Source organism: Ditibartonella apis (assembly GCF_001952075.1).
Classification (GTDB): Bacteria; Pseudomonadota; Alphaproteobacteria; order Rhizobiales; family Rhizobiaceae; genus Bartonella; species Bartonella apis.
The window spans coordinates 345885-359577 of the sequence record NZ_LXYU01000002.1 but is presented as its reverse complement, the minus strand read 5'-3'; the positions used below and the strand labels follow the sequence as shown (position 1 = coordinate 359577).

Below are 13693 nucleotides of genomic sequence, written 5' to 3'. Positions count from 1 at the left end.
TAAACAACATACGGTTTAATTTCAAACAACATTTAAATACATATAAATCATTTTTCATAGTACTTGATAAATATCTATAGGTATAAGAATTCGGCGCGTGATATCATTTTGATATCCGGCATAACCGGTTTGTCGGGATGGTTTATTATTGCACCTGATCGGAAAATAATGAGCCAAATTGCCTATTTTACATGGTCGGAAATATCACTTGGAAAACGCGCAGCAATTTTGAAATTGAAAGATGAAATTGTCAGGTATTTATGTAAAACTTATTAAATGGATGCTACGTCTGCCGAACTGTTCTTTAAAAAGAAAAAGCAATAATTCCTAAGATTGCAGTTTCAGTTTCCATAATAGCTGTTTGATAAGAATGCTGTTTAACGAGCCGACAGACGGACTCCTTCAAGAATGATCCATTGTAACTTTATTGTTTGAATCATTTTCGGCACACTGCAATTAATAGGTTATTTTCATTGTCACGAGTTTCGTAAACAATGATGTACGCAAAATTTATAAATAATTGTCGAGTTTCCGGCGACTTGACACTAAATATTTTTTGTCAAAGATGAGTATGAACTATCCGCTTTGTGCCGGCGCAATTTAACATTTTTTGCCGTAAATAATCTCTTACTCGTCGGATTTTCATTTTTATCTTCAGAATTATATTCCGGTATAGATATCTTGAAAGGCAACGGAAAATATAGTTATCAGTCATAGCTTGATTGTTACTTCGAAGCCCTGGGAACTTTCTTCGCGTGGAGATGAATATGAGATTTCGATAGGCATCGTCTTAGCTAAAGCCTCGACTATGGATAGTCCCAATCCGGATCCTTCCTTGTGGTTATCTCCGCGATAAAAACGTTGACTTAGCAATTCGATTTTTGATGGGGAAACAACGGGGCAATCATTGGCTATAACGATTTTATCTTTATTGATCGAAATATCGACAATTGAACCTTCAAAACTATAGTTCAATGCATTTTCTAACAGATTGCGTATGATGACGCCGAATGCATCACCATTAAGGTGTTTTTCGAGAACTGTTACATAATAGGTCGTAACAAGCCGGCCTTTCGTAATATTGGCGCGGTTGAAATCCTCTATAACAGCGTCGATAAACGGAATAAGATCAACAGGTTTTTCACTTGTACCAAGTTGGGCGTCCGCGCGGGCAAGTTGCAGAAGCTTTTCGCTTAAACGACGCAAACGCTGCAAAGCATTTTCAACTTCTTTGGCTCGCGGATGATAGAGTGTCGGCGTTTCTTCGATCAAAACTTGCGTATGAGCTAATGCCGCTGCGATAGGCGTTCGTATTTCGTGTGCACTGTTGGAAGTAAACGATCGCTCCGCTTCCAATGCCGCTTTCAGCTTTGCAAGCAGGCTATTGACCGAACCGATAATAGGTTGGAATTCATCCGGCATAGATCGCGATTCAATGGCTTGCATATTGCCGGTGTCTTTTGTTCCTATTGTTTCACTTAATTTTTTGATTGGGCGCAATTGGTTGCGAACAATAAAGCCGATTGCAAGCATGCTCAGCGGAATAATCAGTAAGGCAGGAATAAGCATTGCTGTCATTGCCTCGCGAGCCGCTTCACGCCGCTCTGAAAGCCTGTCGGCAACCTGGATGAGATAATCACCATCCTGACTGACGAGCGAATAAACACGCCATTTTTTTGTTTTGAAAAATCCTGTTGTCAAAGGAACGCCATAAGGATTGGAAGGCGCATCTTCCGAACGCATCACCATTTTTCCGTTGCGGTCAAGTACCTGATAGGTTGTGTATTCTGCCGGTGTGGAGTGATTATCGGTTTTTACCAGAAGGTCGGTATCCTTGTCATTATCGCGAACATCTTGAAGGGCTAATGGAAGAAGCCGTTCTGCGGTCACCTGCAATGTGCCGTCAAAAGATTCGCCATATTCTTCATACATGACAAAAGCGGCCATGAGGCAGGCGATCACCCAAAAAACCAGATTGGCGCATGTGGCTGAAACGATGACACGCCTTGTCAGGCTTTTTTTCTTATGTCTAAAATTCAACATAAGCTATACCCGCGTCCATGATGTGTCTTGATGCGGTCCTTGCCGATTTTTTTGCGTAGACGGCTGATATAAACTTCAACTGTATTGCTTTCGACTTCCGAACCGAACGCGTAGATTGTATCTTCAATTTGAGCTTTGGTGACGAGCATATTGGGATGGGTTGCCATATGTTCTATAATGGCCCATTCGCGTGAACTCAATTCGACTTCCTTGTTGTCGATGAAAAGTCTTTTGTTTTCCATGTCCAAAGTCATCGAACCAATTCTTATCTCGGATTTCGAAAGGCCGTTTGTCCGGCGTGCAACAGCGCCAATTCGGGCGGTTAGCTCATAAAGGTCGAACGGTTTTACAATATAATCGTCCGCACCGCTGTTTAATCCTTCAATCCGCTCGCTAATCTGATCATGTGCAGTGAGAATAACAACCGGTGAGCCAAGGTTTTTTGCACGGATATTTTTGAGAAAGTCCAGTCCACTTCCATCTGGAAGGCGCAAGTCCAACAAGATAAAATCATAATGCGTAGTTGCAACGGCGGAATAGGCGTCTTCGAGGGTCTCAGCCCAATCGACAGCATTATTCTGGTTGATCAAATGGTCGCGCACAGCACGACCAAGTGATTTGTCATCTTCAATCAGCAATACACGCATTGTTTATTTTTCCATTGCTACCTGACTGGCTTGACAAGATTTGAAAATATCAAGTCGATCATCTTTAAGCGTTGTTTTTACATTCATCATAGTCAGGACGGAAGGAAAAAGATTGTCGTGGGACATTTGTCTAATGTCGGCATCTTTCTTCACACAGCCGAGATCAAGTTTCATTGTATTGGCAAAGGCTGGTGATATCCACAAAATAAAAGGGATATGCGTTTGTTCTTTAGGCGCTATGGAATAGGGCATTCCATGAAGATATAGGCCGTTTTCGCCTAACGATTCACCGTGATCCGACATGTAAAACATGGCGGAATCGAATTTTCCTGCTTTCTCGTTAAGTGCGTCGATAATCGCACTTAAGAAATAGTCTGTGTAGAGAATGGTATTGTCATAAGCATTGCGGATTTCTTCGGGCTTGCATTCACTGAAAACAGTGTTCCGGCAATCGGGGCGAAAATGCCTGAACGTTTCCGGATAACGCTCGAAATAGGCAGGCCCATGACTGCCCAGTTGGTGGACGAACAATACACTGTCGTGATCGATGTGATCGAGCCATTCTCCCAATTGCTTGAGCATGATGCCATCCTGACATTCGCCGTCAATGCAGAATGTCGGGTTTTTCGAACCGTAAAAAGAAACAGTTTTTACGCGGTCGGCAACGCCTTTGCTCCCCGTATTGTTTTCCCACCACTCTACATTTACGCCGGCATTTTGCAAAATATCCGGAAGACTATTTGTTGATACCGCGCGCGCGATCGTAAACTCTTTTCTTGGATAGGGAGAAAACATGCAAGGAAGAGATTGGGCTGTGGCCGTGCCACATGATGTCGTATTCGGAAAATAGATGATATCCCTTTTTTTCAGTTCCGGATTGGTTTCTTTGTCATAACCTTGAAGTGAAAAATCTTCCGCTCGTGCTGTTTCACCGGCGACAACAACCATTACACGCGGGCGATGGTTCTGTGGTTCTAAGGGCACGACTTTGGCATCAAGTCCCACTTGTTTGAAAACATGGGTTTTTGCGTGTTCTCTGCGGACGACATATTTGACTGCATTACCGATTGGCAGAATGGGGTTAACAATACGAACAATTTCATTGTGTTCGCGCAAAGTCGAAATCAGTTGGCGGGATGTAATCAGCGTACAGAACACTGCAATCAACAGGCAGGGAACGATGACAGAAAGGTTGAAAAGCACTTTTTTCAGAATTGGGAAATGTTTGACTTTTACCCATAATATCAGCAGGCAAGGAAGAACTCCGGTCAGGAAAAGATGCGAAAAGAACATTGGCGAAAGCAGATTGGAAGCTTCGGCCGGGGTGGTCTCTACAGCATTGGCAATCATATCGCGGTCTATTATTGTTCCGAATTCATCGGTGAACCAGCTTGCGACACTTCCCGCAAGAATAAAAATTATGAATACCGGCTTGATAAGATATTTAACCGAAACTGTGACTGTCAAAGCAATGAAGAGACAGGCGACACCAACAGCAATTGCTGTGATTGGTGCAAAATCATAGTTAAAGGCCTTAAAAACATGTTGCCAGAAGGTCCGGTTGAACACCACAAGCATATAAAGTGCAACGATGATTGACAATGTCACGCTACTGATTGCGGGGCGATATTTCATAATCGGACGAAACATAGTTTACCTCACAACTTCAGCGGAGTAGTGACGGGATAACGACATTCTGATAGAAAATGGTTTGACGTATTCGGCAGGAAATTTTTCGCATTTCGCGTTGACATCAGACCATTTTTCCAATTTTCCCATTTCACTTCTTGCGTTTGACAGATCATCTTGGAAAGCCGGAAGCTTTTTCAAGCGATTGATGAGTTTTTCGGAATAATCTTCATCGACTTCGACAGCACTGACGCTGTGAACGCCGCAAATCACCCGGCTTTCAGCAAAACTGCGTGCATGTGCAAAGATTGACGCGCGACGTTCGGGAAAAAATTCAACAAGCAAACGTGCCAAGGTCCAACCTTCCATGGCGTGACCGGACGGATAATCATATCCCGCCGACGTCTTACAAGAAGCACCACCATAAGCGATATAAGGACGAGGGATTTTGAATTCTTTCTTGGATTTTCGTGTTAATCTCTCTGCGTCATCATTAATTTTTGTAAAGAGCTTAACGAAATTCGGCATATTTTTCGGCTCTAACCGATATCCCGTTGCACACCCGAAACTTTGAATAAGCTCCGTTTGTGTCGCGTTAGCGTCGTTTATAGCCTGTTTCCAACGCGCACTGTCTTTATACGTACGGGTCTTTAAAAAAACTTTTTCGTCACGTTGTTGTTCAGCACTACCCACGGGGGGCGGGGTAATGTTGAGCACCATGCGTTGTTCGCCATAACGGTTAAGGTAACCGCCGCCACCCATATAATAACCGCTACAAAACAATGTTGCACAACCAAGAACAGCAATAGTGAGTTTTTTAGTTTTGCGCATTCGTGGAATCCTCGTTTGATCCCTCATCTAAATGCCAAAACTGACAGTATCCTGAACGGAAGAAATAAACTTTGAATTGATATCTAACGAAATCGGTAGCGGGTTTTTAAAGCAATGCCTTTTGGCTATGCTAAAAATGCCCGCGTTTACGGCGAAAACGGCTTGAAAAGAAGCAATTTCTTTTTTGTGACCTGTTTTTTAAATTTGACAATACAAAGAGAAAGTTGCGTGTAATTTTTCACCAAAATCGCTTGTTCCTAATTCATGAAGCAACCGGTAAGAAGCCTTATTCTTTAGACATGGATTTCATAAATCCCGAAAACTTCATAGAGAACAATTGCCAAAAAGGATATCTTTGATGATTAATGCCGCATTAACTTGTTAGCATTGAATAATTATCATCTTTCTTTCTTGAATATTTATAGTGATTTCACTAACACATTCGGGTTGTTGCGGCGGAGAGATAGATAATGCAGAACAGTTCGTTAAAACAAGGTCTGAACAAGCGGCACGTTTTCTTTATAGCCCTCGGTTCTGCAATCGGTACGGGATTATTTTATGGCTCGGCCGGAGCTATCAAAGTTGCCGGTCCCAGTGTTCTTCTCGCTTACTGCATCTCAGGTGTTATGGCTTTTATGGTCATGCGTGCATTGGGCGAAATGGTGCTTCATAATCCGCTTCCTGGTTCGTTCGGCCGCTATGCCTCCAATTATATGAGTCCGTTTTCCGGTTTTCTTACCGGCTGGACCTATGTTTTTGAAATGGTGCTCGTTTGTCTTGCCGACATTACTGCTTTTGCAACTTATATGGGGTTCTGGTTTCCCGAAGTTTCGCCATGGTTATGGACGCTTGGCATTACGCTTGTCATAACAGGACTGAATCTCACTGCTGTGAAAATTTATGGCGAAATGGAATTCTGGCTTTCGGTGGTAAAAATTGCGGCGATCATTGCCATGATTATCGCCGGTTTCGGCATTATGTTATTTGGCTTCGGAACAGCAACGCATGAAGCAACCGGCATTCATAACCTTTGGAGCAATGGCGGTTTCATGCCGAATGGCTGGGGAGGCTTCATTGCTTCTTTCAGTGTAGTTGTTTTCGCTTTTGGAGGAATTGAAATTATCGGCCTTATGGCGGTCGAGGTTAAAGATGCCGATCGTAATATTCCAAAGGCAATCAATGCCATTCCGTTCCGGATATTGTTTTTCTATGTCGCAACTCTTGCTATTTTAATGTCCCTTTACCCTTGGAATAAAATTGGCCTTGAGGGTAGCCCGTTTGTTACAATTTTTGAAAGTCTCGGCATCAAATATGCAGCCAATATTCTCAATATTGTTGTGATTACGGCGGCAATTTCTGCAATTAATAGTGACTTATACGGAGCAGGCCGCATGTTGCATGGTCTGGCCGAAGATGGTCACGCGCCTAAAAAACTTAATTTTGTTTCCAAAAACGGAATTCCGGTTTTGTCTGTTCTGGCAATGTTTTGCGTTCTCGTCATCGGTGTGGCACTTAATTATTTTATCCATGACAAGCTGTTTTTCCTGATTGCAGCTATGGCAACATTTGCTACCGTCTTTGTCTGGCTGATGATTTTGCTGTCACAAGTTTGCATGCGCCTTAGAATGTCAAAAGCCGAACAGAAGAACTTGCATTATCAAATTCCGTTCTGGCCGGTTGGTCCGCTTGTTGCGGTCCTTTTCATGATTTTTATCATTGTACTTCTGGGATTTTTTGAAGACACAGCACCTGCACTCGTCGTCGGTATCATATGGATCGTTTTAATGTTTGTCTGCTATTTCATTATTAAGCGGACAGGCAATGAAGCAGGGCATGCCAAATTAAAATAACCCTTGAAATGGAAGCAAGCGATTATCAGACATGAAGCGGCCTTGCACTTTGCGACGAGGCAAATCCAAAAATTTGACGATATGAAAATATAGGCTGTTCACGCACTGTTTGTCATATTTTCATTTTTTTAAGATTTACCGCAAAACTCTAAATTGGCTGAAGCCTTGTCGATGGAATGATTAAATCCTTCTCGTAAATCATCGCAAGGCTCGCTTTCATTCTGTTTTGGAAGTGTTCCATTGCAAAACAATATGTTGGTGACTTGCAATGTGATGACAAAACGCACTTTGAAATAGGGCAGGTATAGAAAAGGGCAGGGTCTGAGCACTTATCCGAAGATAGGAATTACTCGAAAGTACAAAAACAGACATAAGCACTATAGCAAAAGGTTTTAGATCAAAACCGCTAGTAGATGTCAGGTGCTCTAACGGGTGCTACAATGCGATATTATTCGTTTCAGCATATTTCATGAGCCAGTGCCGCAACGTTACGGTTGTGGTTTTATCAAGTTCGGCAAGCATCGCTTTTTGCAAGTCACCGATATCAAGTCTAAGCAACATGGCCTTGATGGGACCGATAGCTGAGGGGGTCATGGAAATGCGGGTAAAGCCAAGGCCCAAAAGTGCCAATGCCAGTAATGGTTTACCCGCCATTTCGCCACATAAGGTCACCGGTGTGTTATTGCGTTCACCGGCTTCGATGATTTTGCGTAATGCACGCAGGAACGGTGTCGAGAGCTGGTCAAACCGATAAGCAATTTCAGAATTGCCACGGTCGATCGCCATCATGAATTGAAACAGATCATTAGAGCCAACAGAAACGAAGTCTACAACTTGCATAAGTTCGTCAAGCTGGAACAAGAGAGCCGGTACTTCGACCATTGCGCCCAATTTCAACCGCGTTGGCATAACGTAACCAAAGCGCGTAAGATAGGCCACCTCGCGGTCGATAAGCTTGCGCGTGTGGTATATTTCACCAACCTCTGTCACCATTGGCAACATGACGCGCAATTCTCGTCCGCCGGATGCTTTGAGGAGCGCGCGCAATTGCGTTCTCATCAATGCCGGTTTGTCAAGTGTCAGGCGGATGGCGCGCCAGCCAAGGGCAGGGTTTTCCTCTTTGCCTTTGCTGCGGAAATAGGGCAATACTTTGTCGCCACCGATATCCAACGTTCGGAAAGTGACAGGCTTGTCACCGATTTCCTTATAGACATTGCGATAAAGTTTTTCCTGTTCATGGGCGCGAGGAAATGTCGAGGCAATCATAAACTGCAATTCAGTGCGGAAGAGGCCGATGCCTTCTGCGCCCGATTCATCAAGTTGCGGTAGATCAACAAGAAGACCCGCATTGATAAGCAGTGTAATGTGGCGGCCATCTTTGGTATTGGCCGGTACATCCCGCAAATCGCGATAGAGTTTTTGTTTACGAGCGCGAAATCTGGCTTTTTCAACGAAAGCACTTTCAACATCCGGTACAGGGCGCAAATAAACCTTGCCGTCATCGCCATCAATGATCAGCGGATCACCGTTTTCGGATAAGGATACCGCACCTTTCACCTGTCCCACAACAGGTATCGACATAGCCCGCGCCACAATGGCAACATGGCTTGTCGATGCCCCATCTTCCAGGACGAGACCGCGGACCCGTTCGCGCGGATAGTCCAACAATTCGGCGGCTCCCATAGAGCGGGCCACAATAATTGAATCGGTGGGCAAATCGGCATTGATGGTTTCGCGCGTGCGCCCCATTAGCTGGTAAAGCAAGCGATTGGCAAGATCGTCAAAATCCGAAAGCCGCTCGCGCAAATAAGGGTCCGTCAAGTGGACCATACGTGCGCGCGTATCACTTTGTACTTTTTCAACAGCAGCCTCGGCCGTCAAACCATTTTTGATAGCCTCTTCAAGCCTTCTTATCCAACCGCGATCATTGGCGAACATACGATAGGTTTCAAGAATTTCACGGTGTTCGCCTTCGCTTGCAACATCGCTTCTCGAAAGCATATCGTCGATTGAAAGACGTAACGAGTTGATTGCTCTCGTGAGCTTCTCTATCTCGGCACCGCTATTTTCATTGAAAAGATTGGTCACAACAAGGCGCGGTTCATGAAGAACAATATGTCCAAGGCCGATGCCTTCGTTGAGTGATTGGCCAACAAGTGTGAACGGGCGACGCATATCAACATCAACATTGGGACGGGTAAGTCGTGGCAGATCACCTGCTGCAACCATTTCCGCAAGAACCATGGCAACCGTCTCAAGGGCTTCAACTTCCTCGTCGCTATAACCCCGTTTGTTGCGGTTCTGGACAACAAGAACACCCAGAGTACGACCGGCGCGTAAGATTGGAACACCAAGGAATGAAGAATATATCTCTTCACCTGTTTCGGGAAGATAGGTGAAGGCAGGATGTTTTCTGGCATCAGTCAGATTGAGCGGGCGGGCCGTGGCAGCGATCGTTCCGACCAGACCTTGCCCCAACCGTAACTCGGACAAGTGCACAGCTTCCGGATTAAGACCTTCAGTGGCATAAAGTTCCAACATATTGTCGGAACGCAAAACATAAAAGGAGCAGACCTCTGCATCCATATTGCGAGCAATCTCGCGGACGATGAGGTCAAGTCGTTCTTGTGAGTCCATGGCGCGCGCCATAAACTCGCGTAGTCGCTTCAGAATAACTTTGGGGCCTACATGGGTCTCCCGCATAATTTATCATATCTCCCATTATGATAGTTAAGTCTCATGCTCATGCTTTTAAAAGGTCAACCCGCTTTTTATCTTTCCCGAGATAAAACCGGATGTTTATACCTCAACCTTTATCCAAGCCGTAGACGGTATGTAGTGTTCTTACAGCCAATTCGGTATAGGCATTATCGATCAAAATTGAAATCTTGATTTCAGAAGTTGTGATCGCACGGATATTGATGCCTTTTTCTGCAAGCGCTTTGAAAGCAGTGGCTGCAACGCCTGCATGGCTACGCATCCCTATACCGATGATAGAAACTTTCGCAAGGTCTGTTTCCGACTGGATAACATCAAAGCCGATTTCTTTTTTATTGGCTTCAAGCGTTGCTACGGCTTTTTCTATATCGGTCGCCGGAACAGTGAATGTCATGTCGGTTTTGGAACCATCTTCCGAAATATTCTGCACGATCATATCGACATTGACATGCTCTTCCGCGAGCGGGCCGAATATTGCTGCAGAAATTCCCGGTCGGTCGGCCAAACGGCGTAAAGAAATTTGTGCCTCTTCTTTGGCAAAAGCAATGCCTGTGACAACTTGTTGTTCCACGATTTCATCCTCGTCGCAAATGAGTGTTCCGGGTGGATTGATAGGGTCGCCCATGCCCGGAGCATCGGGATCCTCGAAACTTGAACGCACGAATGTGCGTACCTTGTGAACCATAGCAAGTTCTACAGAACGCACCTGCAAAACTTTTGCACCAAGGGAAGCCATCTCCAGCATTTCCTCGAATGCCACTTTCGGCAGACGACGTGCCTTGGGGTCAATTCGCGGGTCTGTTGTGTAAACGCCATCAACATCGGTATAAATATCGCACCTGTCAGCTTTGACTGCTGCAGCAACGGCAACGGCACTGGTATCGGAACCGCCGCGGCCAAGTGTCGTAATACGTTTATCCGGTCCAATGCCCTGAAAACCCGCAATGACGGCAACCTGCCCGTCCTTAAAACGCTGGATTAATTGCGAACCGTCAATTTTTGTAATGCGCGCAGCACCGTGCGCATTGTCTGTCTCGATCGGAATTTGCCAACCGAGCCACGAGCGCGCATTGATTCCCATGGATTGCAGGGTGATGGCTAAAAGTCCGGCTGTTACCTGTTCACCCGAAGCAACGACCACATCATATTCCCGTGCATCATGCATTGGCGAAGCTTCACGTGTCCAGCCTACGAGCTCGTTTGTTTTACCGGCCATTGCCGAAACCACGACAGCAACTTCATTGCCAGCATCAACTTCACGTTTGACATGGCGCGCAACATTTTTGATACGCTCGATATTGGCGACTGAAGTCCCACCGAATTTCATTACTATGCGCGCCATTTAAACAACTCTCGCCTCTAAATTTTGAAATTGTTCTGAAGCCAAGCATTGCGCGCTTGGCGGCTATGCTGACATAGCCAATATTGAGAATTTAAGCAAGACTGACATATTTACTTGTTTGTCTCTTGACTTTGCCCCATTTAAGACAGAACTGATAAACGTAATCTTTTAGGAGAGACCCCATGGCAGAAGCCCACCGTACTACGATAGATCAGGCCGAAGTTGACCATTTCTCGCGTATTGCAGCTGAATGGTGGAATCCACAGGGAAAATTCCGTCCGCTTCATAAATTCAATCCGGCGCGTCTTTCCTATATCAAGGAAAAGGTTTGTGAAGCTTTTGACCGTGATCCCAAGGATGCAGAATCGTTCAAGGGAATACGTTTTCTTGATATCGGCTGCGGGGGCGGGCTGTTATGCGAGCCGATGGCGCGTTTGGGGGCTGAGGTTGTGGGGGCCGATGCATCGACGACGAATATCGAAGTTGCAAAAATCCATGCGACTCAGTCCGGTTTGAATATCGATTACCGTGCAACGACTGCCGAAGAGCTTGCAAAAGCCGGTGAAAAATTCGACGTCGTTTTGAATATGGAAGTGGTTGAACATGTGTCTGATGTCGACCTGTTCATGTCGGAAAGTGCAAAAATGGTCAAACCGCAAGGATTGATGTTTGTTGCAACGCTCAACCGCACTTTGAAGTGTTGGGGGCTTGCGATTATCGGAGCCGAGTATGTGTTGCGGTGGTTACCTAAAGGCACACACGATTATAACAAGTTTCTGACGCCTGATGAAATTACAGAAAAATTGAATACAGCCGGTCTCACAGTGATAGACAAACTGGGCATCACCTATAATCCGCTTAAAGATAGCTGGAACAGATCCAAAAACATGGATGTCAACTATATGCTGCTTGCCCGCCGCTTAAAATAAAGGGCTGTTTTTAAAAAGTTACCAGTCTTAGATAATATGTTTCCGGAAGATCAATTTTCATCTTCCGGCAATGTTGCAAGCGGCATGACAGGAATACCGTCATCAACAAGTGAAGAGACCTCTTCCGTACTGGCCTCGCCATAGATAGGGCGTTCTTTCACTTCCTTGAAATGAATGCGTCTTGCTTCTTCGGCAAAACGGTCACCGACATATTCCGCATTCTTGCGGACTTTACGGGTGATTTTGCGCATTTCCTCAAGCATTTTTTTCTGCTCGCCCGTCATTCCTGTTGCTACTTTTTCCCGCTCTCTTGAAGTCGCAACAGCCGGCGCCATCAAAGTTTTTTCAATCAATGTTGAATTGCAGACAGGACAGCGGATAAGTTTGGATTTTTTTTGTTCCAAAAAATCATCATTATTGCGGAACCAGCCATCGAACTCATGTGCCTTGTCACAATGAAGCGAAAAACGGATCATTATTTGTTCCCGAAAAGCAGTGTGTCGAGCCTACCGCTGTGGTCAAGCTCGTAAAGATCATCGCAACCGCCGATATGGTTTTCGCCAATAAAAATTTGCGGAAATGTATTGCGACCATGTGCACGTTTCACCATTTCTGCGCGTCTTTCACCAGACCCATCAATTTCTTCAAACTCAACGCCTTTCGATTGCAACAATTCCATGGCACTTTCGCAATAAGGACAGTGAGGACGGGTGTAAATTGTTACATGCGGCATTTCTTTCTCCATTCTCGCTATATAAGTGTCTTTCATTTTTTCCTCAAGAGGATGGATCTTCATACATCTCCGGCAACACGCGTGAAAAAGTCAGCACATCAACGCTTTTTGCTCCCCCTCTCAGGAGCGCCTTAGTTGCCGATCGGACGGTTGAACCGGTTGTAAAAACATCATCGACAAGCAGAATATGCTTGTCTTTAATTTTTACCTTTTCCCCCTCGGGGACGATAAAAGCCCCGATCATATTTCGTTGTCGGGCTTTTTTTAGTAGTCCCACTTGCTGGCTGGTATTTTTTTGTCGCTTGAGAACAAAAGGCTGCAAAGGTTTTCCTGTCCTTTTGGCAATATTGCGGGAAAGTTCGGTTGCCTGATTGTAAGTGCGTTTTAAAAACCTGCGGTAATGGAGGGGGATCGGCACAATCATGTCGGCACTCTCGATCAGCTCTTTCCCGGCAATGGTCATCCATTCGGCCATGAATGGCGCAAGTTCGGTGCGGTCGCCATATTTAAGTCGTGTTACCAGACTCCGGGCAAGTCCAAAGTGAGCAACAACCGAACGCGCCCGGGCAAACGGAGGTGGAAATTGCATAGCTTCCCCGCTTAAAAAACCGTCTCCCGGATCATAAGTGAAAGGCGTTCCCATAACAGGGCAATAGGGCTTGGTTATGAAATGTAATTGTTTCCAGCATTCAGGACATATCGTGCCGGTTTTTTCAACAAAAACACCACATCCGGGACATGTCGGTGGAAACAGCAGATTCATGACCTGTTCGCCGATTTTTAGAAAAGTTCTCTTGTCAGGATAATGTGCCTTCGACAATCTTTTCACCCTACCGATACAACTGACGGGAAAACAGAATTTTCACAGATATTGTTAAAGTCAACAGAATGGGTTTAATCTTTCAATGGCAAAGAATATGCTGTAGCTTTTTAAGCTTAAACGGTTACGGTTAAAATACAATATGTTGAAT

At 45.0% G+C, this 13693-nt stretch carries 11 protein-coding genes; 2 read left to right on the top strand and 9 right to left on the bottom strand.

Annotated elements, in window-relative coordinates; genetic code table 11:
- Positions 1-711: 711 nt before the first annotated feature.
- Genes PEB0122_RS06080 through PEB0122_RS06065 form a run of 4 tightly spaced genes read right to left on the bottom strand, consistent with a single transcriptional unit; the run spans position 712 to position 5150 of the window.
- Positions 712-2043 carry an ATP-binding protein gene (locus PEB0122_RS06080; protein WP_075916085.1) on the bottom strand — a complete coding sequence of 444 codons (1332 nt, stop codon included), beginning with the start codon at positions 2041-2043 and terminating at the stop codon, positions 712-714.
- Entirely contained in the window at positions 2037-2690 is a 654-nt protein-coding gene (locus tag PEB0122_RS06075; protein ID WP_075870221.1) for a response regulator transcription factor, read from the bottom strand. Before PEB0122_RS06075 ends, PEB0122_RS06080 begins: the two co-directional genes overlap by 7 nt.
- Before the next feature lie 3 nt (positions 2691-2693).
- The gene (locus PEB0122_RS06070; RefSeq protein WP_075916083.1) at positions 2694-4340 is read right to left on the bottom strand and encodes a phosphoethanolamine transferase; all 1647 of its coding nucleotides are present in this window, start codon (positions 4338-4340) and stop codon (positions 2694-2696) included.
- Positions 4341-4343: 3 nt separating this feature from the next.
- Positions 4344-5150, bottom strand: a complete 807-nt coding sequence (locus tag PEB0122_RS06065; protein ID WP_075870219.1) for an acid phosphatase — start codon at positions 5148-5150, stop codon at positions 4344-4346.
- A gap of 470 nt (positions 5151-5620) precedes the next feature.
- Here PEB0122_RS06065 and PEB0122_RS06060 point away from each other — a divergent pair, with 470 nt between their 5' ends.
- Entirely contained in the window at positions 5621-7000 is a 1380-nt protein-coding gene (locus tag PEB0122_RS06060) for an amino acid permease (RefSeq protein ID WP_075916081.1), read from the top strand.
- 435 nt (positions 7001-7435) lie between these two features.
- On the opposite strand, the gene ptsP is transcribed toward PEB0122_RS06060, so the two are convergent.
- Both ptsP and PEB0122_RS06050 read right to left on the bottom strand, forming a co-directional pair.
- A complete protein-coding gene (gene ptsP, locus PEB0122_RS06055; protein ID WP_075870217.1) occupies positions 7436-9703 on the bottom strand; it encodes a phosphoenolpyruvate--protein phosphotransferase in 2268 nt (755 codons plus the stop codon).
- Between the two features lie 103 nt (positions 9704-9806).
- Positions 9807-11060 carry an aspartate kinase gene (locus tag PEB0122_RS06050; RefSeq protein WP_075916079.1) on the bottom strand — a complete coding sequence of 418 codons (1254 nt, stop codon included), beginning with the start codon at positions 11058-11060 and terminating at the stop codon, positions 9807-9809.
- A 182-nt stretch (positions 11061-11242) separates the two neighbouring features.
- On the opposite strand from PEB0122_RS06050, the gene ubiG reads away from it, so the two are divergent.
- Entirely contained in the window at positions 11243-11989 is a 747-nt protein-coding gene (ubiG, locus tag PEB0122_RS06045) for a bifunctional 2-polyprenyl-6-hydroxyphenol methylase/3-demethylubiquinol 3-O-methyltransferase UbiG (protein WP_075916077.1), read from the top strand.
- Positions 11990-12039: 50 nt separating this feature from the next.
- Here ubiG and PEB0122_RS06040 read toward each other — a convergent pair whose 3' ends face one another.
- From PEB0122_RS06040 to PEB0122_RS06030, 3 genes are read right to left on the bottom strand one after another with little or no spacing between them, the layout of a single operon-like run.
- The gene (locus PEB0122_RS06040) at positions 12040-12465 is read right to left on the bottom strand and encodes a DUF1178 family protein (RefSeq protein ID WP_075916075.1); all 426 of its coding nucleotides are present in this window, start codon (positions 12463-12465) and stop codon (positions 12040-12042) included.
- Positions 12465-12722: a glutaredoxin 3 gene (grxC, locus tag PEB0122_RS06035; RefSeq protein ID WP_075914976.1), complete on the bottom strand. Its 258-nt coding sequence runs from the start codon at positions 12720-12722 to the stop codon at positions 12465-12467. Before grxC ends, PEB0122_RS06040 begins: the two co-directional genes overlap by 1 nt.
- A gap of 43 nt (positions 12723-12765) precedes the next feature.
- Positions 12766-13485, bottom strand: coding sequence for a ComF family protein (locus PEB0122_RS06030; protein WP_083650267.1), 720 nt, complete (start codon positions 13483-13485; stop codon positions 12766-12768).
- Positions 13486-13693 lie beyond the last annotated feature (208 nt).

Bases quoted from the DNA above. Each gene is read 5' to 3' on its own strand.
- PEB0122_RS06080 (WP_075916085.1), bottom strand. From the start codon at position 2,043: ATGTTGAATTTTAGACATAAGAAAAAAAGCCTGACAAGGCGTGTCATC.
- PEB0122_RS06075 (WP_075870221.1), bottom strand. From the start codon at position 2,690: ATGCGTGTATTGCTGATTGAAGATGACAAATCACTTGGTCGTGCTGTG.
- PEB0122_RS06070 (WP_075916083.1), bottom strand. From the start codon at position 4,340: ATGTTTCGTCCGATTATGAAATATCGCCCCGCAATCAGTAGCGTGACA.
- PEB0122_RS06065 (WP_075870219.1), bottom strand. From the start codon at position 5,150: ATGCGCAAAACTAAAAAACTCACTATTGCTGTTCTTGGTTGTGCAACA.
- PEB0122_RS06060 (WP_075916081.1), top strand. From the start codon at position 5,621: ATGCAGAACAGTTCGTTAAAACAAGGTCTGAACAAGCGGCACGTTTTC.
- ptsP (WP_075870217.1), bottom strand. From the start codon at position 9,703: ATGCGGGAGACCCATGTAGGCCCCAAAGTTATTCTGAAGCGACTACGC.
- PEB0122_RS06050 (WP_075916079.1), bottom strand. From the start codon at position 11,060: ATGGCGCGCATAGTAATGAAATTCGGTGGGACTTCAGTCGCCAATATC.
- ubiG (WP_075916077.1), top strand. From the start codon at position 11,243: ATGGCAGAAGCCCACCGTACTACGATAGATCAGGCCGAAGTTGACCAT.
- PEB0122_RS06040 (WP_075916075.1), bottom strand. From the start codon at position 12,465: ATGATCCGTTTTTCGCTTCATTGTGACAAGGCACATGAGTTCGATGGC.
- grxC (WP_075914976.1), bottom strand. From the start codon at position 12,722: ATGCCGCATGTAACAATTTACACCCGTCCTCACTGTCCTTATTGCGAA.
- PEB0122_RS06030 (WP_083650267.1), bottom strand. From the start codon at position 13,485: ATGAATCTGCTGTTTCCACCGACATGTCCCGGATGTGGTGTTTTTGTT.